Source organism: Paraburkholderia sp. BL25I1N1 (genome assembly GCF_003002025.1).
Lineage (GTDB): Bacteria > Pseudomonadota > Gammaproteobacteria > Burkholderiales > Burkholderiaceae > Paraburkholderia.
Genome location: NZ_PVZB01000010.1, coordinates 24,184 through 46,846 on the forward strand (window position 1 = coordinate 24,184; position 22,663 = coordinate 46,846).

Sequence of the window (22,663 nt, forward strand, 5' to 3'; positions counted from 1 at the left end):
GCCTGCCTGTCAGGCTTGCGTTTCGCGGTTGCGGCAACCGGTCTTTCGACCGTCACGTTGCCGCGACCCATCCCCACTCCCACGTCCGTTCGTGGCGCCGCTCAGCCGCTGATCAGCGCGCGGAACGTGTCCACGCTTTCCGTGTAGGTCCCCGTCTGCCCATTCGACGTCACGGTGATGCCGACCGTCGACGCATCTTTCGGCGTGATGGTCTCGACGGTATCGCTCGTCGATAGCTGGATCACACCGGCCTGCACATTGCCGCCGCTGATCGTGACCGGCGCCGGCGTCGCGACATTGAAGGCGATCACCGCGTCGGCCACGTTCACGCTAATACTGCCGCTGGTAGTGAGCATGTCCGTGACCGGAGCGGTGCCATGCACGCGCGAGTAATTCAGCGACGTAATCGTGATGGTGCCGCTGATGTTGCCCGAGCCCGCCGGCTGCGAACGGCTGAGCGTCACGCTCGGCGCGCTCGCGGTGGTGGTGGTGACGCCCGTCTTCGCGTCGTAGCTCATGGTGAAGTTGACCGTGCCGTTCACCACGGTCGTGCTGTTCGCGGAAACCAGCGTCAACGCGTTGGCCGTTTCAACGGCGGTGTACGACCAGTTGCTCGACGCGCTGCCGACCACGCCCTGCGAACTCTGAATCTGCACGCTCACCGTGCCGGTAATCGAGGCGCTGTTCGATACGCCGGGCGCCTTCAGCTGTCCGACGCATTGATTGAAGCTGACGGCCGCGCTTTCACCGCCTTGCAGGCCGCTCGCGCCCGCGTTCTGTGTCGCCACATTGATCGAACCGCCAGCCGGGCAAGCGGTCGTGCTATTGGGCATCCCGGCAGTGACATCGCTCACTAGCGACTGCACCACCGAGGTATAGATTACCGCGACGCCCGGCCCCGACAGCATGCCGAATGCGCCGGCATAACGCGCGACGTGCTCGCTTTGCACCGCCGATGACAATTTCAGCACGTTGCTGCCAGTGCCGGCGCTACTGCCGCCCGAGCCACCGCACGCGCTCAGTAGCACCGCTGCGGCGACAACCACTGCTGCGCCGAACGATCGTGACGTTTGAGACGAAAACATAACTGCTCCAGATCCAGAAAGCCGGTCGCGCACACCATCACGACACACGCAAGACGAAGCGCAAACGCGCTCCTTTTCTCAGACGAATAGACCCATTTCTCGAGTACCGTGTGCGTGGCAAACGGGTCATCTGCGAGAGTCATTATCAAAGCGCGGCATGCTGTTCGATTCACCGAATATGCCTTTAAAACAGGGCTATTCCGCACACCGCTTGCGATTCAGTCGTTCGTTCGGAAGGATTTACAGGTCATAAATTCCGTTTTCTTCAAACCACAAAACTTGAGCGCGAGGAACTGCCATATCTGCCCGCTATTCGTTCCTTTGAACCGCATGGTTAAACCGTACAGTCGCCCCACAGAAATGATCCTTGTCGGGAGACGGTGCGGTGAAACGGGTAATAAATGCAGCTGTGGTCGCGACGTGGGCGACGGCGATGGCGGGAGCGGCGCAGGCGCAGGAAATGTATGTGCATGGCGGCACGCTCGGCGCGGGTGTCGGCGCCGCCTTGCCGCTGAATTCATGGGCGGGCGTGCACGCGGAAATCGAAGGATTCGATCTGTCGCACTCGGTCAACGCCAGCGGCAACGAGTACGACGGCCACCTCAAGCTGTTGCAGGGCGGCCTGTATCTCGATCTGTTCCCGTTCAGCTCCAGCGGCTTTCGCGTGACGGCCGGCGCGCTCATCAACGACGACGAACTGAGCGCGCATGCCGTGCCGAACGCACAAGGCAACTACAAGATCGGCGACGACTTCGTGCCGGCCGTGGGCGCCGCGCCCTCGGCGACGGTCACGCTGCCGCGCGTGATGCCTTACCTCGGCATCGGTTATGGCCACAAGCCGGTCTCGAAAGGCTTCGGCATGACGGTCGATCTGGGCGTGGCATATGGCCGCCCGCGCGTCTCCTACAACGTGCCGGCCATCTATTCGATGTTCACGCCGCAATCGAACATCGACGAACAGGAGCGCAAGATCACCGACCATGTGGAGCGTTACAAGCTCTATCCGGTGCTGCAGATCGGAGTGAGTTACCGGTTCTGAGCAACCTTGGGAAATGGCAATGAACTCGCCTGCAACCCTGACGGTTGCGGGCTGCTTTGGCACGCACGCGTCCAGCAGGATGAAGGGAATCGCCGGCTGCGCGCGGGTGGTGATCGATCTGTTCGCGCAGACGCCAACACACGTGCGCAAAACAAAGTCTGCGAAAAAAAAGAAATGAGACTGGTCGGTTGCCTTCAGGCATGCGTGCGACTCATCGCTTCTGCTCGGCCGGGAGATCATGAATCGAAGCGACTGTCGATTCCGCTTCGGCTGTAACATTCATACGGCAGGTCGATTGTGGCGGCGAGCGGCCGCGCTGTCCGAAGCGCACATTCATCCAACTGGCAGGAGCGTGTTGTCATGAACATCCAGCGGATCATGCGAATCATCAAACGGCTCGTACTCGTCGCGCTCACGCTGTCGGGTCTCTGGCCCGGCGGGCTCACATGGGCCGACGACAACGCCGCCGCGCTGAGGGGCAAGTACGACACGCTAGCGCCACAGCTGAAGTCGAACGTGTTCCATCGTCCAATCCATCTTGATTCGCAGGAAGCGCAGAACGCGTTGAAGGGCGATATCTACGCCGTAGTCGATTATCCGTTCGCGACCGTCAACAGCGCCTTCAACGACCCGCAGCGAGGCCCCGCGACCTGGTGCGAAGTGCTGATCCTGCATCTGAACACGAAGTACTGTCATGCCACTTCAGGCAGCAACGGCGCGACCATCAACATGAACGTCGGCAAGAAGACGGAACAGGAACTCGGCGACACGTCGCGTGTGCAGCTCAACTACCGTTCGGTCGCGACCAATCCCGACTACTTCCAGGTCGATCTGAGCGCCGCGGAAGGACCACTCAGCACGAGGGACTATCGCATCGTGCTGGAAGCCGTCGATATCGGCAAAGGGCGCACGTTCCTGCATCTCACGTATTCGTACGGATTCGGCATGGCGGGACGCATCGCAATGAAGACCTATCTCGCGACCATCGGCAGCGCGAAAGTGGGCTTTACGCAGGCGTCGAACGGCGATTACGTGGGCGGTGTGCGCGGCCTCGTCGAGCGCAATACGATGCGCTATTACCTCGCCATCGACGCGTACCTGGGTTCGCTTTCCCTGCCCGCCGACAAACGCGTCGAGCAACGCTTTGCGACATGGTTCGATGCGACGGAGCAGTACCCGCGCCAATTGCACGAGGTGAGCCGGCAAGAGTATCTGCAGATGAAAAAGAACGAATACCAGCGCCAGCAAACGGCGCAATAGAAGAACCGGCGGCGGTCGCCGCGTGCATGTCGAGAAGCCGGCGGCGGGCGGATCGCGCGATCGTCAATGACCGGTTGTCGGCTTGCGGCTAGCACTGCGTCGCCTGTCGCACCACGTTTTCTCCGATAATGACGTCCGGTCAGGGATGAGCGTTGATGCGCCCAGGTCCCATCGCTACAGGAGATCGCGATGCATCTCGCCGGCACAATACTTCCCATCTTCGCCATCATTCTAACGGGGTGGGTTGCCGGCGCCTCGGGCTACATGCCGCGCGCGCTGGCCGCGCCGCTGATGCGCTTCGCCTACTACGTGGCGATGCCCGCGCTGGTCTTCCTGACGATCGCCGACGAGTCGCTTCACTCGCTCCTTGACTGGCGCTTTCTGGCCGCGTTCGGCGGCGGCTCCATGATCTGCTTCGTGGCGGTCATGATGTTCGTGCGAACGGCGTGGAGCGCGGGCGTCGCGAAGAGCGGCATGCTGGCTGCGGCCGTGTCGATGACCAACACCGGATTCGTCGCGCTCCCCATATTGAAGTCGCTTTTTGGCCAACCGGGCGTACTCGCGGCGGCGATCGCGACCGTCTTCGTCGGCGCCGTCATGTTTCCGATACTGGTTCTGCTGCTCGAAATCGGGCGATACGATACGTCAGGCAACATACGGACGGCTGCGCTGTTGCGGCAGATCGCGACCAATCCCGTCATTCTCGCGACAATCTTCGGACTGCTTGCGTCGATCCTCGGTTTGAAGCTGTACGGACCGGCCGTGTCGTTTCTCACCATACTCGGCGAAGCGCTGACGCCATGCGCGCTGTTCGCAATCGGACTCGATCTGACCATCGCCGAACTGCGCGAGCGGCTGGGTCTGTATGCGTTGCTGACGGCCCTCAAGCTAGCCATCATGCCGCTCGTGGTCTATGGCCTTTGCCTTGCGGCCGGGCTCGACCGGACCGCGACCATTGCCGCCGTCGTGTGCGCTGCCGTGCCCACAGCCAAGAGTGCTTATGTGCTCGCGGTCGAATACGACGTCGAAAAGAACGTAGTGGGTGCCGTGATCTCGATGTCTACGCTCTTTTCAGTCCTCACCTTGCTCGCGTGGCTTTACGTTTGGTAGCGTGGAGGCCACCGCAGCAGCCATTCCGGCACCCGCGCTCCTGCCTTCGTTCTGCCGGGCGATCACTGGATCGGCGGCACCACGCCAAGCTTTTCGGCCAGCATTCTCTCGTAGACACCGAAGTGCAGATCGACCTCCTCCTGCGTCACCACAGTCACCAGAATATTGATCTGCGCGGGTTGCAGACCCAGGACTGTCGCGATCGCCGCTTCCAGTTGCGGCGCGCAAAGGCGGTCGTCGGCAAACGTGGTGCCGACAGCGATTTCGTAAGCGGATTCCCGGTGGAATACCACTTCAACCAGGCGCGCGCGGGCGCTCATATTGTTGTCGATTGCCAGCCGGATGACTTCGACCGCGGTGCGCATCGTCTCGGTCGGAAAGCCCTTGGTTGAGCGCAGCCGGATCCGGTGCCGTCCCAGTGTCAGCCAGTCGTTTTCGAATTCCATGGTGTCCTCGCATGGTTCGTCAGGGGTGTCCTGGAGGTAGGGATGCGGCCGCCCAAATTCAAGGATAAAAAGTGGCGATACCCTCTTGAAATTTCCGCGCGGGATTTCTATCTTGAATTCCGCTGAGGCAGTCGCGCCAGCAGTCCGGCGCGCTGCGTGTTTCTATTTGTTTGCCCGCAGCACGGCAGACGGACTGGAGCGCGTAGACCGGTTCGTCTTCCTGCTGGCTTGAAGGAGGAAATGACCATGAGCGATCTCTACTTCGGGACCGATCTTTCCAGCGAGCTAGACCGTCTGCAACGGCAGATGGCGAGCCTGTTTGGCGGCTTCCCGTCCAGCATCCGTTCCGGGCGCTCCGGCGCGTTCCCGCAGGTCAACATCGGCTCGACCGACGACTCGATCGAGATCGTCGTATTCGCGCCGGGTGTCGATCCGGCGAACCTCGATGTGTCGATCGACAAGGGGCTGCTGACCATCAGCGGCGAGCGCCGGACCCCACAGCCGGAAGCGGCCGGCGACGACACCCGTACCTATGCGCAGGAGCGCTTCGCCGGCGCTTTCCGGCGCGTCATTGAACTGCCGCAGCACGCGGACCCCGACAAGGTCACGGCGCAGTACACCAATGGCTGCCTGACCGTGAGTATCGGCAAGCGGGAAACATCAAAGCCGCGGGCCATCACCGTTCAATGAAACCGGTCACAGAACTGAGGAGGACATCATGAACGACACCACAGAACTTGCCAGGAAAGACGAAAAGGCGGTCGAGCGGCGCGCGGACGACCCGTCACAACGCCGGATCACGCTCACGCCGCCCGTGGACATCTTCGAGGATAGCCAGGGCGTCACTCTGTGGGCGGATTTGCCCGGCGTGACAAAGGACCGGCTCGATGTGAAGGTGCACGACGGCAACCTGTACATCGAGGCAGAGGCAGTCGTACCCACGCCGGCGGAACTGCGCCTGCACCACGCGGAAATCCGCCAGCCTCACTTCGCGCGGGCGTTCGCTCTTGGGGTTGACTTCGACCCGACGAAAATCGACGCCAACCTGAAGGACGGAGTGTTGACGCTGAGGATACCGCGCCGCGACGAAGCCCGGCCGCGGCGGATCGAGGTGCGCACGACCTGAACCCGGCAGACAGGCGACAACCATAGGAGAGAACCCGGTGGCGGCCACCAGGCCGCCACCACCTTCCACTGTGAGGTCAGGACGCCGGAGTGAATACACTGGCAGCGCGCTGGCAATGCCGCTACGTCGGCTGCTGCGAGACGACCCGCTCGCCGCGCGAACGAGGAGTGTCGACGGCCGCGCGCGGGCAACCGGAAACATCGACGCTCACGCCACTGTTCGCGCCGGATGACCGGCATCCGGCTCTCCTGCCAGACTGGCCTTAAGGAGAAAACTACCGGAGGAAACTACGATGAACACGGATCTGAAGAAGTGGAATCCTTTTAAATTCCTTCGTCGCGCAGGGCGCAAGTCCGATGCGGACAGCCCGGAAAGCCAGCCGGCCACCGACCCGTGGCGCGCCTCCTGGCCCGACCTGCCGGGATTGTTCATGCGCGAACCGTGGCGCGTCGTGGAGGAGTTCTTTCACGACCCCTTCGCGGGCCGCGGCGCGCTGGAACGATGGTTTGGGGACTTCAGTTCATCGCGCTTCCAGCCGCGCATCGACGTGGTCGACGAAGGAAAAGTGCTGCGCGTGACCGTCGAACTGCCTGGAATGCAGCGAGAGGATCTGACTGTCACCGTCGAAGATGGGGCGTTCGTGTTGCGCGGCGAGAAAAAGCAGGATGTGCGCAGCGAGGAAGACGGATGCTACCGGCTCGAGCGCGCCCATGGCAGCTTCGTGCGTACGATCCCGATGCCGGAGAACGCCGATCCCGATCATGCCCTGGCAAAGTTCGACAACGGTGTGCTCACGTTGACCGTGCCGAAATCGGAGCCAGCGCGGTCCGTGGGCCGCACGATTGATATCGGCTAGCCCGGGCGCCGGCAGGAAGCCGTCATCAAGGCTGATTCGGAACTTCGTCTCATGGACGGGCGCGAGCGCGACAGCGTGATCGCGCTGTTCGCCGGAAAAAAGATGAGGCCGTACGGTCTTTCACGTAGCGGCCTCACGCACAGTTCGATGGGCATCGACGGCAATTCGCTGCGCCACAAAACACCAGTTACCGCCTGGCGACCGGGCCGCGCCACGGAGCCGGTCCGTTCAATTGTCCCGTGTCCGCGCCTGTCCATCGCCGGCACGCCGCTTCGCCCGTGAGCTGTGGGCCGGCGGCAAGGCGGCGCGCAACTGGTCAAGCGTGAAAGGCTTGCGCAGCGCCGACCATTCGAAGTCGAACCTCTCGTGCTCCGGGACAACGTTTCCGGAAGCGAAAATGATCCGGAGTGCCGGGCGGGCGGAAGCCGCGCGTCGCGCGAGCTCGGTGCCCGACATGTCCGGCATGATGACGTCCGTGAACAGGACGTCGTAGTCGTCCGCTTCCAGCGCATTCAGCGCCGCCGCCGCGCTTTCTGCGCGCTGCGGACGCATCCCGATCAGCATCAGCAGTTCGCAGGTTGCGTCCAGCGACGCAACGTCGTCTTCCACAACCAGGATGCGCAGGCCCTCGCCGTTTCCGCCTGGCCCGACCTCCTCGCCTCGACGCGTACCGTCCGCACCCGCTCCGGTCGCTTCGGTGTCGTTTTTACCAAGCACCTGTCGCACCTTGGAGGCGAGCTGCTGGCGGCTGTACGGCTTGCTCAGCAGTTCCACGCCAGGATCGAGCCGGCCACCATGCACGATCGCGTTCTGCGTATAACCCGACGTAAAAAGCACCTTCAATTCAGGCAGCATCTGGACTGCCCTTCTGGCCATTTCCGGACTGCGCAGCGCGCCGGGCATCACCACGTCGGTAAATAGCAGATCGATGTGCACGCCGCTCGCCACGACGCTCAGTGCCTGCTCTGCGTCGTTGGCCTTGAGTACCGCATAACCAAGACCGCTGAGAAGTTCAACGACGGTCGCCTGGACCTTCAGATCGTCCTCCACGACCAGGATCGTCTCGCTGCCGTGCTTGAGGACACCCCCGGTGTTACGCCTGGTCTCAACCGCCGTGCCGCTCGAGCGGGGCAGATAGATCCTGACGGTCGTTCCCTCACCGAGCTCGCTGTAGAGGCGGATATGGCCGCCACTCTGCTTGACGAAGCCGTAGGCCATGCTCAGGCCGAGGCCCGTGCCGCGGCCCTCTGGCTTCGTGCTGAAGAACGGGTCAAAAGCGCGCTCAATCACTTCCCGGCTCATGCCGGTCCCCGTGTCCGTGACAGCCAGCATCACATACTGCCCCGCTGAGACGTCGGTAAGCGCTGAGACGTACTCGTCGTCGAGCGTCGCGTTGGCGAGTTCAAGCGTGAGCTTGCCGCCGTCCGGCATCGCGTCGCGCGCATTGATGGCCAGATTCAGGATCACGTTTTCAAGCTGATGGGGATCGGCGATGGTATTCCACAGGCCGCCGGCCACGACGGACTCAATCTCGACCCGCTCGCCTAGTACCCGCCGCAAGAGGTCGTCCAGCGCCTGCAACTGACGCGCCGGGTTGATGACGACGGGCTCAAGAGGCTGCTGGCGACCGAAGGCCAGCAGTTGCGACGCGAGCTTCGCGCCGCGATCGACCGCGTCGAGCGCGTTGCCCAGCCGCTCGGCGCTCCAGCCGTCGCGGCCGTGCCGGCTTTCGAGCAGTTCCAGATTGCCGCGCATGACCTGGAGAACGTTGTTGAAGTCGTGCGCCACGCCGCCCGTCAGTTTGCCCAGGGCTTCCATCTTCTGTGCCTGGAACAGGGCTTTCTGCGTTTGCTCGAGCTGCTCGCTGGCGCGCCGTCGCTCGGTGATGTCGCGTGTGATTTTTGCAAATCCGACCAGCTCACCGTTTTCATGAATGGCGTCTATCACGACATGCGCGAAGAAACGGCTTCCGTCGCTGCGCACGCGCCAGCCCTCGGCCTCGAAACGTCCCTCCCGCCGTGCCGTGCCCAGGCCCCGGAAGGGGACCCCCGCCGCGACATCCTCCGGGGTGTAGAACCGGGAAAAATGCGAGCCGATGATCTCCTTCTCGGTGTAGCCCTTGATCCTGCGCGCCCCCGCGTTCCAACTGGTGATGTGCCCGTCGGGCGAGAGCATGAAGATGGCATAGTCGGTAACGCCCTGGACCAGCAGACGGAAGCTGCGCTCGCTCTCGAGCACCGCGTCGTGAGCGGCCTTCTTGTCGCTGACGTCGCGGACCACCTTGCCAAAACCGATGAGCTTGCCGCTGCTGTCGCGCAGCGGTGTCATGACGACGTTCGCCCAGAACGACGTGCCATCCTTGCGCACGCGCCAGCCCTCCGCGATGTAACGCCCGCCCTCGGTGGCGGCGCGCAGCGCGGCCTCGGGCGCGCCCGCGGCACGCTCGGCCTCGGGGTAAAAAAGGGCAAACGACCGGCCAATAATCTCGTCGGGGCGATAGCCTTGAATGGATTCGCCGCCCGGGTTCCACGTGAGCACCGTGCCTTCCGGCGAAAGGGCGAAGATGGAGTAGTCCTGGGTGGATTCGGCCCAAAGCCGGAGCCACACAGAGCTGAAGGCATCGGATTGCGGGGTCATGGAAGTCATTTTTTGGATGAGACGTGCGGTGGATCTGCCCGTCGGGTGCCCGGCAACAATAGATGCGGGCGCACTTTAGTCTAGATACGGTAGCAATTATCGAACCCGGCGCAGCGGGCGGCCGATCATTGCACCAACTGGGCGACGGTTCGGATACGATGATCAGAATTCGGGCCACCCGCCCGCCACGAAGTTGCCGCTTTCGGAACAAACATGCGACTGGCTCAGTTCATTTCGAAAGAAATGGAGGCAATTCTCGCCGAGTGGGAATCTTTTGCCGCGACATTGCTGCCCGCCGCCCAAGGCATGACCTCGCGAGAACTACAGGACCATGCGCAGCAAATCCTGGAGGCGATTGCGAAAGACCTGTCTACGCCGCAGACCAGGCAGGCGCAACTCGCGAAGTCGCACGGCCGCGTGTCGCCGGTGATCGACGCGCCGGAAACAGCTGCCCAGACGCACGCGGTGCTCCGTGCCCGTGGCGGCTTCGATATCAATCAGCTGACTGCCGAGTATCGCGCCCTGCGCGCCGCGGTGCTCAGGTTATGGCTGGATAGCGGCGGCCCGCCGACAGATGAACTCGACGACGTGATCCGGTTTAACGAAGCCATCGACCAGGCCCTAAGCGAGTCGGTAAGTTTTTTCACGAACCAGGTCGACCAGAGCCGTAACCTGCTGCTGGGTATGCTGGGCCACGATATGCGAAGCCCCTTGCAGACCATCCAGGTCACCGCACACCACCTCGCGAGACTGAACGACGGCCAGGAAGTATCCACCGCTGCGGCCCGGTTGATCCGAAGCGGCGCCCGCATGCAGGCGCTTCTGGACGACATGCTGGACTTCAGCCGGACCAAGCTCGGACTGGGCATCCGCGTGACGCAGGCGCCGGTCGATCTTGGCACGCTGGTGGCCGACGAGTTGGACCAGTTGTGCGCCGCGCACGCGGGCCGGAAGGTCGAGCTTGAGACCGCCGGCGATACCCGAGCCACGTGCGACAGTCGGCGCATCCAGCAGATGCTGGGCAACCTTGTTGGAAATGCGTTCAAGTACGGAGAGCCGAGCGCCGCTGTAAAGGTGCTGGTGGCCGGGAACGGTGAGGACGTGTCGATTGAGGTGGTAAATCAAGGCCAGGCAATACCGCCGTCAGCACTCCACCGTATCTTCGAGCCCCTTGAGCGCGGTCCGGGTGCGGAAGGCGGGCCGAGCGCCCAGGATAGCCTGGGACTCGGGCTCTACATCGCCCAGGAAATCGCCCGGGCTCACCGCGGCGATATCAGCGCCCGCTCGGACGAGGCCGAAACGGTATTTACGGTGCGCCTGCCGCGTCATTCTGCGAGTCCGTAAGACGCGAGCGCAGGTTAATACGATCCAGCGCCTTCGCAAGCCTCTCCACCGCACCGTCAACGTCGTGCAGTTTGTCCAGGCCAAATAACCCAATGCGGAAGGTCTTAAAATCCTCTGGCTCGTCACATTGCAGCGGAACTCCAGCCGCGACCTGCAACCCCGCATCCGCGAACTTCTTGCCGGATCGAATCCCATCATCGTCCGTGTAACTAACTACCACGCCCGGAGCCTCGAAGCCTTCGGCCGCCACGCTTCTGAAACCGTTGTCCGCAAGGAGCGCGCGAACGCGCTTGCCGAGTTCAAGCTGCTCCGCTCTCACTTTATCGAAGCCGTATGTCTCGGTCTCCTTCATGACGTCCCGCAAGATCGCGAGACCGTCCGTGGGCATCGTTGCGTGGTAAGCGAACCCGCCGTTCTCGTAGGCTTCCATGATCTGCAGCCATTTGCGAAGATCGCAAGCGAAACTGGTGCTTGTCGTTCCGTCGATCCTTTCGCGTGCAAGCGGACTCAGCATGACCAGCCCGCAGCACGGTGACGCGCTCCAGCCCTTTTGCGGCGCGCTGATCAGAACGTCGACACCGCTCGCCTTCATGTCGACCCAGACCGTGCCGGAGGCAATGCAATCCAGTACGAACATGCCGCCGACGGCATGCACGGCGTCGGCCACCGCGCGCAAATAAGCGTCCGGCAGCATGATCCCGGAGGCGGTCTCGACATGCGGCGCAAACACCAGATCCGGCTTGTTTTCCCTGATCGCGGCGACCACGTCTTCGATCGGCGGCGGCGCGTAGGCCGCCTGTCTCCCTTGTTCGACCGGGCGCGCCTTCAGCACGATCGATTCAGACGGAATGCCGCCCATGTCGAAAATCTGCGTCCAGCGATAACTGAACCAGCCATTGCGGATAACCAGACACTTCCTGTTCGTTGCGAACTGCCGGGCAACGGCTTCCATGCCGAAAGTCCCGCTGCCCGGGACGACCACGGCCGACTTCGCGTTGTAGACCTTCTTCAGCGAATCGGAAATATCGCGCATGACTCCCTGGAAGAGTTGCGACATGTGATTGATGGATCGGTCGGTGTAGACGACTGAATATTCGAGGAGCCCCTCGGGGTCGACATCGGGAAGTAAGCCTGGCACGTTGGTCTCCGGTTTTAGAAATATAAGGATCGAAAACAGATTCTAACGAAAGCGATCTATGGCTGAGGCTAAAAGCATTCTGCCGCTCGGATCGAAGCGCCAGACAGTTCGCGAGGCCCTACGACCTGACAAAAACACTGTATGAATGTACAGTCTAGGTATTTGCGCCGCAGAACGCGACTTCTCGCTATATCGACGTTCATGACTGGGGTCCAGATAAGCGCCCTATTGGCCAAGCCAGACCGTGAACGCTATTTTTGAGTATCAAGGCATGCCAGATGACAGGCGCATAGCCCATATTGACATGGACGCATTCTTTGCGTCCTGTGAACTTTCGCAGTATCCGGAACTGCGAGGCCAAGCCATGGTGGTTGCCGGCCGTCGTTCGGACGCGCCCCGAACGAACCCGGACGGGACGCGTGAATTCGCGCGCTTACGCGACTATACGGGCAGAGGCGTCCTGACGACCGCAACCTACGAAGCACGAGCGTTCGGAGTTCACTCCGGAATGCCCACCATGCAGGCAGCCCGGCTGGCGCCGGATGCCATTCTCCTTCCAGTGAACTTTGATCTCTATCGAACGTACTCACGACTGTTCAAGGACGCAATCCGGTCCGTCAGTCCGACAGTCGAGGACGTGGGCATCGACGAGGTCTACGCCGATCTATCGCTTCTGAACGACGAATCGGAGCAAATTGCACGGAAGCTGAAATCCGCCGTCTTCGAGGCGACCAATCTCACATGTTCGGTCGGCATTGCGCCCAATAAGCTCCTGGCAAAACTATGTTCGGACATCCAGAAGCCAGACGGAATCACCATTCTGCGGCGTGAGGATCTGCAAGCCAGGATCTGGCCAATGGCTGCGGCAAAAATCAACGGTATCGGGCCGAAGGCTAACGCCAAGCTGACGTCGCTAGGGATAACGACCATCGGTGACATTGCCGCATGCAGCGAGCAATGGCTGATCGAACAGTTCGGACGGAGCTATGGGGCATGGCTTCGCAGAGTTTCCCATGGGCTCGATGACAGGCCAGTGGTGACTTACAGCGAGCCTGTCTCGATGAGCCGCGAGACCACCTTCGAGCAGGACCTGCACGCCGTACGACACAGGCGGGAACTCGGTACTGCATTTACCCGTTTATGCGAACAGGTGGCGTCGGACTTGCAGCGTAAAGGCTATCTCGCGCGCAGGATCGGGATCAAGCTCCGCTTCAACGACTTTCAGACAGTAACGCGTGACGTCACACTCCAGGAGCCGGTTGCGGACGCCAAGGCACTGCGCCACGCGGCCACCCAATGTCTGAAACGGGTAGAACTGGTTAAATCCATCAGGTTGCTGGGCGTGAAGGCAGGCGGCCTCCAACGCGCGGGAGCGACGGAGAGCGACGCGCCGGCTCAGTTCACGCTGGATTTCTAGTCCATGTACCGGCTTGCGGAGCGAATGTATCTCGACGAGCCGCGAGACGACCTTCGAACGCTGCTGCGGCATCTGCCGATTCAGGCTGACTTGCTCTTCACCAGTGGCGGATAACCGGTTCCGTCAGCAGCCGCACCCGGATTCGAGCGCGCCGCCGGCACGCCGGCTTCCGTCGGCGAAACCGCCGCGACCGAAAACACAAAGGTGTTGATGCCGTGCGCGCTTTGCGCGGACACGGTGCCGCGATGCATCTCCGCGATCGCTTTCACGATCGCAAGCCCGAGGCCGTGATTTTCGCGGCTATTCGTGCGCGAGACTTCCGCGCGGTAGAAGCGGTCGAACAGATGTTCGAGCACATCCGGCGAGATCGGCTCACCGGGATTGGCCACCGCCACGCGCACCTGACTCTCGTCACTCACGATCGTCACGCTGATCTCGGCGTCCGGCTCGCAATGCTGGATAGCGTTCATCAACAGATTCGTGCAGGCGCGGCCGAACAGCGAGCGGTTCACGCGCGCCAGGGCGTCGCCGCGCAATTGCGCATGCACCCGCGCTTCTTCGAGCGGTATCTCCAGAAACTCCAGCGTATGCGCGACTTCCGCGGCCAGCGACACGTCGACGAGACCCGTCGCGCGCTCGCCCTGATCGGCGCGTGCGAGAAACAGCATGTCGTTGATGATCGCCCGCATGCGCTCGTATTCTTCGAGATTCGATTGCAACGTGTGACGCAGATCGTCGACCGAGCGATTGCGTGTCAACGCCACTTCCGTCTGGCCGATCAGAATCGTCACCGGCGTGCGCAGTTCGTGGGCCACGTCCGCATTGAATGATTCGAGGCGGCCATACGCACCATCGAGCCGCTCCAATGCACCATTGAAGGAGTTGGCCAGGTCGTTCAGTTCGAGCGGCAGCGAGGCCGTATTCAGACGCTGCGAGCGGTTATTCGGACTCACGGCGGAAGCGTCGCGCGTGAGACGCGTGAGCGGCGCGAGACCGAGCCGCGTGACCGAATAGCTGAGCAGCAACACGCCAAGACTGCCGAGCGCCGACAACGCGGCGAGCGCCGAGCCGAACACGCGCATGGTGCGTACATTGGGCGAATAGCTCGCGGCCACCTGCAACTGCACCGCCGGACGGGCGCCGTAAGCCGGAATCGTCACCGTGGAGGTCAGCATGTCCTGGCCGCCGCCCGCCGGCGTCACGCGCGCATAGCCGCCGGCCCAGCTCGTGACCACCGAGCCGCCGACCGGCGTGCCGTAATGGAAATACGGATCGGTGCTCGACACCGCATATACCGTGCTGCCGTCGCGCGGCGTCATGTCGGTAAGCTTTTCGCGCGCCATGCGCCACTTCTCCGGCGTCACGGCGTGATACACGATGATGCGCGCGATCTGCGTGCGGTCGTCGAGCGACTCGCGCAGATGATGTTCGAGCTGCGTGCGCAGCACCAGAAAGAGCCCCGTGCCGACCAGCGTGAACACGAACAGCGCGACCAACGCGAACATCAACGCGAGGCGCCGGGCAATCGACCTGTTCATGGCTGCTCCGCCTCTTCACGCACTTCGAGCACGTACCCCATGCCGCGCACGGTGTGCAGCAGTTTGGAGGGGAACGGGCCGTCGAGCTTGGCGCGCAATCGCTTGATCGCGGTCTCGACCACGTTGGTATGGCTGTCGAAGTTGACGTCCCAGACGAGTTCGGTAATCGCGGTCTTCGACAGAATGTCGCCTTGCCGGCGCGCCAGCACGCTGAGCAGCTGGAATTCCTTGGCGGTGAGGTCGAGGCGCACGCCGTCGCGCGTCGCGCGCCGGCCGATCAGATCGACGAACAGATCGCCGACGGAAATCAGCGTCGACTCCTGCGAGCGCGTGCGGCGCGCGAGAGCATGAAGCCGCTCGACCAGTTCGAGAAACGAAAAGGGCTTGGTGAGGTAGTCGTCGGCGCCTTCGCGCAGGCCGCGCACGCGGTCGTTCACGTGATCGCGCGCGGTGAGCATGATGACCGGCGTGGACTTGCGCATACGCAGCGCCTTCAACACGCTGAAGCCGTCGCGTTTGGGCAGCATCACATCGAGGACGATCACGTCGTAATCGAATTCGGTGGCCAGATGCATGCCTTCCTCGCCGTCGAGCGCAACGTCGACGACCCACCCCTGCTCTGTCAAACCGGAGCGCAGGTAGTCCACCACCTTGTGCTCGTCTTCAACAATCAGCAATTTCATGCGCGTCCCCTTGTATGTGCATTATACGAAACGCCTTGCAATCGTCTTGCGCACCGCCGCGTGCTCCCGCTGCCGCCCCTGCTGCTTCATGATCCGCTAGCTCACCGCGCGGGAGCCATCGCCTCCTTCGTGTCGCCGGGCTGCGTGCCCTCCGGCGTATTCGACATGTCCGTGCCGACGTCCCAGCCGCCGCCGAGCGCCTTCACGAGAGAGACCGACAACGTCATCTGCTGGCCGTGAATCTGCACGTCCTGGCGCTCGCTGGTGAGCAGCGACTGCTGCGCGGTGATCACGTCGAGGTACGCGACGAGGCCGCCCGAATAGCGGTCGTTGGCGAGCGCCAGCAGACGCTGCGCATCGGTGACGGCCTCGCTCGACTGCTTCGCCGCGCCATCCAGCACGGACAGTCCGGTGATGCCGTCCTGCACCTGCTGGAACGCGGTGAGCACGGTCTGGCGGTAGTTCGCCTCGGTGGCCTTGTAGCCTTCGCTCGCGAACTTCACGTTGGCCGCGCGACGGCCGCCGTCGAACAGCACCTGGCCGACTGCCGCGCCGAGCGTCCACATCAGCGTCGGCGCGCTCAGCAGGCTGGCAAACTGCGTGCTTTCCCAACCGATGCTCGGCGCCAGCGTGAGACTCGGGAAGAATGCCGCCCTGGCGACGCCGATCTGCGCGTTCGCCGCGGCCATTGCGCGCTCCGCCGAGGCGACATCCGGCCGTCGCTGCAACACGTCGCTGGGCACGCCAAGCGGAATCGACGGCACCTGAACCGCGAGCACCTTGGGCTCGATCGAAAACTGCGGCGCGGGCACGCCGACCAAAGCAGCGATCGCATGTTCGAACTGCGCCCGCTGATTCAGCAGCAGTTGCGCCTGCACGCGCGTCGAGTCGAGCAGCGACTTCTGTTGCAGCACGTCGAGCCCGGACACCGAACCGAGATCATGTTCCGTGGTGACGTAGTCGAGCGCCTTCTGCTGCAGTTTCACCGACCGATTCAGCACGTCGATCTCGGCGTCGAGCTCACGCAGCGAGAAATAGTCGCTGGCGAGATCGGTGGTGAGCACGAGCCGCGCGTTGGCCAGATCATCCGCCGATTGCTGCGCGGAAGCCGCCGCGCCTTCCACTTCGCGACGTATCCGGCCGAATAGATCGGTGTCGTAGCTGATCGTGGGGCCGAGCTGCACATTGTTTTGCACCGTCGACGTCGTGGGCGTGCCGTAATTCGTTCGTGGACGGTTCTGCGAAATCCGGAAGCGCGATCCCTGCGCCGCGAAATCGACTTCGGGAATCTGCTGTGCGCGGTTATTCGCGAGCGTCGCCCGGGCCTGCTCGTAATGCGCGCTGGCCGCGACCAGCGTCTGATTCTGCGCGAGCGCCTGCGTTTCCAGCGTGGCGAGCGTTGGATCGCTGAACGCGCTCCACCAGTCCGGCGAGATCGGTGCATGAGACGGCACGGCCACGCGCCAGTACGAATCGGTTTGCCAGCTGGGCGGCACCTCGGCCTGCGGCCGCTCGTAATTCGGCCCGACCGTGCACGCGGCCAGCAACGCCGCGCCCGCCAGCGTCGTCAGCGCACGGCATGTGGCCACATGCTTCACGACGCCCCCTTGCGGTTGGTTTGCGGCTGCTGGATCTGCACGTGATCGCCGTCCGCGATCGAATCGCTCGGGTTGAGGATGATCTTGTCGTTCGCCTCGACGCCGCTTTCGATTTCAAGCGACTGTCCGAGATCCTGCGCGATCACGATCTTGTGCAGCTGCACGTTGCCCTTTGCATCGACCACGGCGACGCGCGGGCCTTCGGCACGAAACAGCAAAGCATTGCCGGGCACCGTCAATCGCGCATGCGCCAGGGCCGGCACCGCGACCTGGACATACGCGCCGGGGCGCAGCTTGTCGTCCGGATTCGGCAAGGTCACTTCGATCTGCAGCGAACGGGTGGGCACGTCGATCGCGCCGGAAATGTGCGTGATCGTGCCGTGGAATTGCTGGCCCGGCAGTTCGGCCTGCGTCACCACCACCTTCTGTCCCGCCGACACGTTTTGCGCGTACGCCTGCGGCAATTGCACATAAACGCGCAGCGGGTCCGACTGCGCGAGCGCGAAGAGCGCGCGGCTCGTGCCGCTGCCCGCGTCGATCAGGTCACCGACATCCACATTGCGTTGCGTGACCACGCCCGCGAACGGCGCGACGATCCGCTTGAACGATTCGAGCTGCTGCAGGCGCTTGACGTTGGCGTCGGCGGCAGCGAGATTGGCGACGTCTTGCGTATAAGTGCTCTGCCGTTCGTCGAGTTCCTGCTGCGAGACCGCATCGCGCTGACGCAATTGCTGCCAACGATCCAGTGAGCTTTTCGCGAGGCCGAGGCTCGAACTGGTTTGCTGGCGCTGCGCCAAAGCTTGCGCGAGTTCCTGATCGATTTCCGGCGTATCCAGATCGGCGAGCAATTGGCCCTGCTTCACTCGCGCGCCGATATCGGCGTACCAGTGCAGCAGATAACCGGTGGAACGCGCAAAGATCGGCGATTCGACGTAGCCGCGCAGCGTGCCCGGCAGCAAGGTATCGCCGCCGCCTTCGGTCTGGGTCGGGCTCACCACGTTCACATACTGCGTGGCGTTCTGCTTCGTGGTCTCCGCCACCGCACGGTTTTGCATGATGTTGGCGGTCACGGTGCGCAAGGCCCCGACGGCCAGCAGCGCCAGCACGATCCACACGGCGATTTTGGCGCGCTTCCATTCTTGATGGCGCGGTGGCAAGGCGTGGCCGCCTTCCGTCTCTCGCGCAGGAATCGCTAGCGATGCATGAGTTTTTTCGGTCATCTCAGTCAGCCATCTCAGTCAGCCATCTCAGTCAGCCATATCAGTCAGCCGTCATTTAACTTTACGCGGGCTTGCCAGCGCCGCCGTGCTCGGGCGCGGGGCCGTCGTCGTGGGAACTCGTGTGATTCGCGCCGCCATTGTCGTCGTCGCCGCGGTGGCGGCGCGCGAGGCGCGAGTGAATCGCCGCGAACACCAGCGGCACGAAAAACAGTGTGGACACGGTGGCGAACAGCAAGCCGCCGATCACCGCGCGGCCGAGCGGCGCATTCTGCTCGGCGCCTTCGCCCAGACCGAGCGCCATCGGAATCATGCCGATGATCATCGCGAAGGCCGTCATCAGCACCGGCCTGATCCGGCTTGCGCCGGCTTCGAGCGCGGCGGTCAGCGGCGGTGCGCCGGCGGACAGACGCTGGCGCGCGAACGACACCATCAGAATACTGTTGGCGGTAGCCACGCCCATGGTCATGATCGCGCCGGTCAAGGCCGGCACGCTCAGGTGCGTGCCGGTCAGGAACAGCATCCACACAATGCCCGCCAGCGCCGCGGGCAACGCGCTGACGATGATCAGCGGATCGACCCACGACTGGAAGTTCACGACGATCAGCAGGTACACCAGCACGATCGCCATCGCCACGCCGAGTCCCAGTCCGAAGAACGAACTGCGCATGGTCTGCACCTGGCCGCGCACCGTAATCTGACTGCCGCGCGGCAGCGACGCGCGCACGTTGTCCACCAGCTTGTCGACCTGATTCGCCACGCTCCCGAGGTCGCGCTTCTCGACGCTCACATACAGATCGATCACCGGCCTGATGTTGTAGTGCGTGACTTCGGCGAACTGCGTCTGCGGTGCGACCCGCACCAGGTTGCCGAGCAGTTGCGTCGGGCCGCTGGCCGAACCGGAGACCGGCGTGCGCAAGAGTTCATCGATCGACGACACCTGGTACTGCGGCGTTTGCACCGCGACGTTGTATTCCACGCCGTTGCGGTTGTTGAACCAGAAACCCGGCGATGTTTGCGAGCTGCCCGACAAGGAAATGAGCACGTTTTGCGCCACATTGCTCGCGCTCAGATTGAGTTGCTGAAGCCGCGTGCGGTCCATCTGAAGATTGATCGCCGGTTCATCCAGTTTCTGCTGGATGTGCGTGTCCACCGTGCCGGGAATCATGCGCACCTGTTTCAGCAGCTTGCGCGCAATGTCGAAGTTGCCCTCCTGATTCGCGCCGGAAATCTGCACGTCAACGGCAGCAGGCAAACCGAAGTTAAGAATCTGCGTGACGATGTCGGCCGGCTGGAAGAAAAACTCGACGCCCGGAAAGCGCTGCGGCAGAATCGCGCGCAGTTTGTCCATGTAGATTTGCGTGGGCTTGTGATCTTCATTGAGCGCCACCTGGATCTCGCCGTCGAGCGTGCCGATCGTGCCCGCATTGCTGTACGAAAGATTGATACCGCTATAGGGCAATCCCAGGTTGTCGAGAATCGTGCCGAGTTCTTTCTGCGGCACGACCTCGCGAATCACCTTTTCGACTTCGTCGGCGAGACGCGCGGTTTCCTCGATGCGCGTGCCGGTCGGCGCACGCATATGCAGGCGAATGTCGCCGGCGTCCACGCTCGGGAAGAAGTCTTCGCCGAGCACGAAAATCAGGCCCATCGAGACGACGCAAAAGCCGAGGAACACGCTGCCGAACATGCCGCGACGCACCAGCAAGCTGCTCAGAATCATGATGTAGCCGGCGCGCATGCGCTCGAACCCACGATCGAAGCGGTGATAGAGGCGCATGAACAAATTCGGCTTCGCGCTCGGCTTCGGCTTGTGCGCGTGCCCCATCAACAGCATCGCGAGGGTCGGCACCAGCGTACGCGAGAGAATGTACGACGCCAGCATGGCGAACACCACAGCTTCGGCGAGCGGCACGAACAGATAACGCGCCACGCCGGTCAGGAAGAACATCGGCACGAACACGATACAGATACAGAGCGTGGACACCAGCGCCGGAATCGCAATTTCACCCGCGCCGTCGAGAATTGCGTCGTGCAGATTCGTGCCCATATGCAGATGCCGTTCGATATTCTCGATCGTCACCGTGGCATCGTCCACCAGGATCCCCACCGCCAGCGCGAGGCCGCCGAGCGTCATGATGTTGATGGTCTGCCCGAGCGCATGCAGCGCGATCAGCGAGGACAGGATCGACAGCGGAATCGAGATCGCGATAATGCAGGTGCTGCGCCAGTTGCCGAGGAACAGCAGGATCATCGCGGCGGTCAGCGCGGCGGCGACCAGCGCCTCGCGCACTACGCCCTGCACCGCCGCTTTCACGAACACCGACTGATCGAACAATGCAGTGATTTTCAGATCGGGCGGCAATGCCGCTTGTGCGTTCGGCAGCAGCCCCTTCAGCGTATTCACGATGGAGAGCGTCGAGGCACTGCCGTTCTTGAGCACCGACATCAGCACGCCGCGATGCCCGTCCTGCCGCACGATATTGGTCTGCGGCGAGAAACCGTCACGCACATGCGCGACTTCACGCAGATACGTGGTCGCGCCGTTGAGCGTGCGCACCGGAATATCGTTGAGCCCTTCCAGCGTGCTGGGCGAGCCGTTCATGTTGATCGTGTATTCCTTCGGTCCGATCTTCGCCGTGCCGGTCGGCAAGATCAGGTTTTGCGCGTTGAACGCGCTGACCACATCGGAAGGCGTCAGGCCTTTGGCAAGCAGCGCGCGCGTGTTCAGGTCGACCGAGATCAGCCGCGACTTGCCGCCATACGGATACGGCACGGCCGCGCCGGGAATCGTCACGAGTTGCGGGCGCAGAAAGTTCAGCGCCGTATCGTTGAGCGCCTGCTCGGAGAGTTTCGGGCTCGACAGGCCGAGCTGGATCACCGGAATGCTTGAAGCCGAGTAGCTGATCACGAGCGGCGGCGTGGCGCCCGGCGGCATCTGCTTGAGCTGCGCCTGTTCGACGGCCACCGTTTGCGCGATCGCAGTCTGAATGTTCGCGTTCGGCTGCAGGAACACCTTCAGGATCGTGATGCCCGCGAGCGATTGCGATTCGATGTGCTCGATGTCGTTGACCGTGGTGGTCAGACTGCGCTCGTTCACCGAGGTGATGCGGTTGGCCATGTCTTCGGCCGACAAGCCCGTGTAGGTCCAGATGATACTGACCACCGGAATATTGATTTCCGGCAGCACATCGACCGGCGTGGTGAACAGCACGAACGGCGTCGCCAGCAAGATCAGAATGGCCATCACGATGAACGTGTAGGGCCGCTTAAGCGCAACGTTGACGATCCACATGAAACGCGCCCGGATGAATGCAGGTAAGGGATGGTGAATCAGCGCTTATGCTAGATCGCTAGCACCAACACCTGCATGGCGCCAAAATGGCGGAATTGTCAGGAAGGCTAACGTAAGGAAAAACGGTGCTTGAACTGCGTGGAGTTTGCCGGCAAGCAAACGTTTGATAAGAGAAGATAGCCGGAATTGGGGTGCCGCTTCAATGCGATGTCGCGCGAGCGCGTCGCGAAACATCGCATGGATTGTTTTGCGCGAAGCAAATACTTCACGCGCATTCAAAGCCTGGTCGATCCTCGACCCTTTGCCACGCCGCTACCGGCGTTACTTCGCAAACAACGCCGACATATCCGCGAACGCCTTGAATTCCAGCGCATTGCCCGACGGGTCGAGGAAGAACATGGTCGCCTGTTCGCCCACTTCGCCCTTGAAACGCACATGCGGCTCGATGATGAAGTCGATGCCGGCCGCTTGCAGCTTGTCTGCGGCGGCCTGCCATTGCGCCATCGAGAGCACCGCGCCGAAGTGACGGACCGGCACGGCATCGCCGTCGACCTTGCTGGTATGACGATGGCCGATTTCCTCAGGCGCGAGATGCGCGACGATCTGATGGCCATAGAAATTGAAATCGACCCACGCGTCCGAGCTGCGCCCTTCCGGGCAGCCCAGCAGTTCGCCGTAAAACTCGCGCGCGGCGGCAAGGCTATGAACAGGGAACGCCAGATGGAACGGCGGCAAGACGGTATCGGCAACGCTCATGATGGGGAACTCGCTGATTGGAATTGGGTTGAGCGTGCAGGCATTTTGAAAACCTCACGCGTGAAGCCAAGTTTAACCATGACTAAAAATGTTGAAAAACGATATATATTTGATCTGA

The 22,663-nt window shown here is 62.4% G+C and carries 19 protein-coding genes; 9 read left to right on the top strand and 10 right to left on the bottom strand.

Going from position 1 to position 22,663, the window contains the following annotated elements; genetic code table 11:
- Positions 1 to 101: 101 nt before the first annotated feature.
- Positions 102 to 1,085: a hypothetical protein gene (locus B0G73_RS16230; RefSeq protein WP_106282338.1), complete on the bottom strand. Its 984-nt coding sequence runs from the start codon at positions 1,083 to 1,085 to the stop codon at positions 102 to 104.
- Between the two features lie 433 nt (positions 1,086 to 1,518).
- Between B0G73_RS16230 and B0G73_RS16235 the strand changes: the two genes are divergently transcribed.
- From B0G73_RS16235 to B0G73_RS16245, 4 genes are all read left to right on the top strand, one after another.
- Complete coding sequence (locus B0G73_RS16235; RefSeq protein ID WP_258193343.1) at positions 1,519 to 2,124, top strand: hypothetical protein; 606 nt, start codon at positions 1,519 to 1,521, stop codon at positions 2,122 to 2,124.
- A 19-nt stretch (positions 2,125 to 2,143) separates the two neighbouring features.
- A complete protein-coding gene (locus B0G73_RS40495) occupies positions 2,144 to 2,302 on the top strand; it encodes a hypothetical protein (RefSeq protein ID WP_181196561.1) in 159 nt (52 codons plus the stop codon).
- A 182-nt stretch (positions 2,303 to 2,484) separates the two neighbouring features.
- A complete protein-coding gene (locus tag B0G73_RS16240) occupies positions 2,485 to 3,384 on the top strand; it encodes a hypothetical protein (protein ID WP_106282340.1) in 900 nt (299 codons plus the stop codon).
- Between the two features lie 189 nt (positions 3,385 to 3,573).
- Positions 3,574 to 4,494, top strand: coding sequence for an AEC family transporter (locus tag B0G73_RS16245; protein ID WP_106282341.1), 921 nt, complete (start codon positions 3,574 to 3,576; stop codon positions 4,492 to 4,494).
- Positions 4,495 to 4,556: 62 nt separating this feature from the next.
- Here the strand turns inward: B0G73_RS16245 and B0G73_RS16250 are convergent, their stop codons facing one another.
- Complete coding sequence (locus B0G73_RS16250; protein WP_106282342.1) at positions 4,557 to 4,940, bottom strand: hypothetical protein; 384 nt, start codon at positions 4,938 to 4,940, stop codon at positions 4,557 to 4,559.
- Between the two features lie 246 nt (positions 4,941 to 5,186).
- On the opposite strand from B0G73_RS16250, the gene B0G73_RS16255 reads away from it, so the two are divergent.
- From B0G73_RS16255 to B0G73_RS16265, 3 genes are all read left to right on the top strand, one after another.
- Positions 5,187 to 5,630 (top strand): Hsp20/alpha crystallin family protein, encoded by a 444-nt coding sequence (locus tag B0G73_RS16255; protein WP_106282544.1) that lies wholly within the window; start codon positions 5,187 to 5,189, stop codon positions 5,628 to 5,630.
- A gap of 28 nt (positions 5,631 to 5,658) precedes the next feature.
- Positions 5,659 to 6,066, top strand: coding sequence for an Hsp20/alpha crystallin family protein (locus B0G73_RS16260; protein ID WP_106282343.1), 408 nt, complete (start codon positions 5,659 to 5,661; stop codon positions 6,064 to 6,066).
- A 292-nt stretch (positions 6,067 to 6,358) separates the two neighbouring features.
- Positions 6,359 to 6,922, top strand: a complete 564-nt coding sequence (locus B0G73_RS16265) for an Hsp20/alpha crystallin family protein (protein WP_106282344.1) — start codon at positions 6,359 to 6,361, stop codon at positions 6,920 to 6,922.
- Positions 6,923 to 7,150: 228 nt separating this feature from the next.
- On the opposite strand, the gene B0G73_RS16275 is transcribed toward B0G73_RS16265, so the two are convergent.
- Positions 7,151 to 9,559 (bottom strand): PAS domain S-box protein, encoded by a 2,409-nt coding sequence (locus B0G73_RS16275; RefSeq protein WP_106282346.1) that lies wholly within the window; start codon positions 9,557 to 9,559, stop codon positions 7,151 to 7,153.
- A 213-nt stretch (positions 9,560 to 9,772) separates the two neighbouring features.
- On the opposite strand from B0G73_RS16275, the gene B0G73_RS16280 reads away from it, so the two are divergent.
- Complete coding sequence (locus B0G73_RS16280) at positions 9,773 to 10,903, top strand: sensor histidine kinase (protein WP_106282347.1); 1,131 nt, start codon at positions 9,773 to 9,775, stop codon at positions 10,901 to 10,903.
- On the opposite strand, the gene B0G73_RS16285 is transcribed toward B0G73_RS16280, so the two are convergent.
- Positions 10,866 to 12,041: an aminotransferase class V-fold PLP-dependent enzyme gene (locus tag B0G73_RS16285; protein ID WP_106282348.1), complete on the bottom strand. Its 1,176-nt coding sequence runs from the start codon at positions 12,039 to 12,041 to the stop codon at positions 10,866 to 10,868. The two genes, B0G73_RS16280 and B0G73_RS16285, sit on opposite strands and share 38 nt — an antisense overlap.
- A 271-nt stretch (positions 12,042 to 12,312) precedes the next feature.
- Between B0G73_RS16285 and dinB the strand changes: the two genes are divergently transcribed.
- Positions 12,313 to 13,458 (top strand): DNA polymerase IV, encoded by a 1,146-nt coding sequence (gene dinB / locus B0G73_RS16290; protein ID WP_106282349.1) that lies wholly within the window; start codon positions 12,313 to 12,315, stop codon positions 13,456 to 13,458.
- Positions 13,459 to 13,538: 80 nt separating this feature from the next.
- Here dinB and B0G73_RS16295 read toward each other — a convergent pair whose 3' ends face one another.
- From B0G73_RS16295 to B0G73_RS16320, 6 genes are all read right to left on the bottom strand, one after another.
- Entirely contained in the window at positions 13,539 to 14,996 is a 1,458-nt protein-coding gene (locus B0G73_RS16295; RefSeq protein ID WP_106282350.1) for a heavy metal sensor histidine kinase, read from the bottom strand.
- A complete protein-coding gene (locus tag B0G73_RS16300) occupies positions 14,993 to 15,679 on the bottom strand; it encodes a heavy metal response regulator transcription factor (protein ID WP_064269182.1) in 687 nt (228 codons plus the stop codon). The genes B0G73_RS16295 and B0G73_RS16300 overlap by 4 nt, the downstream gene beginning before the upstream one ends.
- Positions 15,680 to 15,780: 101 nt before the next feature.
- The gene (locus tag B0G73_RS16305) at positions 15,781 to 17,277 is read right to left on the bottom strand and encodes an efflux transporter outer membrane subunit (protein WP_106282351.1); all 1,497 of its coding nucleotides are present in this window, start codon (positions 17,275 to 17,277) and stop codon (positions 15,781 to 15,783) included.
- A complete protein-coding gene (locus B0G73_RS16310; RefSeq protein WP_106282352.1) occupies positions 17,274 to 18,497 on the bottom strand; it encodes an efflux RND transporter periplasmic adaptor subunit in 1,224 nt (407 codons plus the stop codon). Before B0G73_RS16310 ends, B0G73_RS16305 begins: the two co-directional genes overlap by 4 nt.
- A 61-nt stretch (positions 18,498 to 18,558) precedes the next feature.
- Positions 18,559 to 21,789, bottom strand: a complete 3,231-nt coding sequence (locus B0G73_RS16315; RefSeq protein ID WP_106282353.1) for an efflux RND transporter permease subunit — start codon at positions 21,787 to 21,789, stop codon at positions 18,559 to 18,561.
- A 321-nt stretch (positions 21,790 to 22,110) separates the two neighbouring features.
- On the bottom strand, positions 22,111 to 22,545 hold the full coding sequence (locus B0G73_RS16320; protein ID WP_012427720.1) for a VOC family protein: 435 nt from the start codon (positions 22,543 to 22,545) through the stop codon (positions 22,111 to 22,113).
- Positions 22,546 to 22,663: the final 118 nt, after the last annotated feature.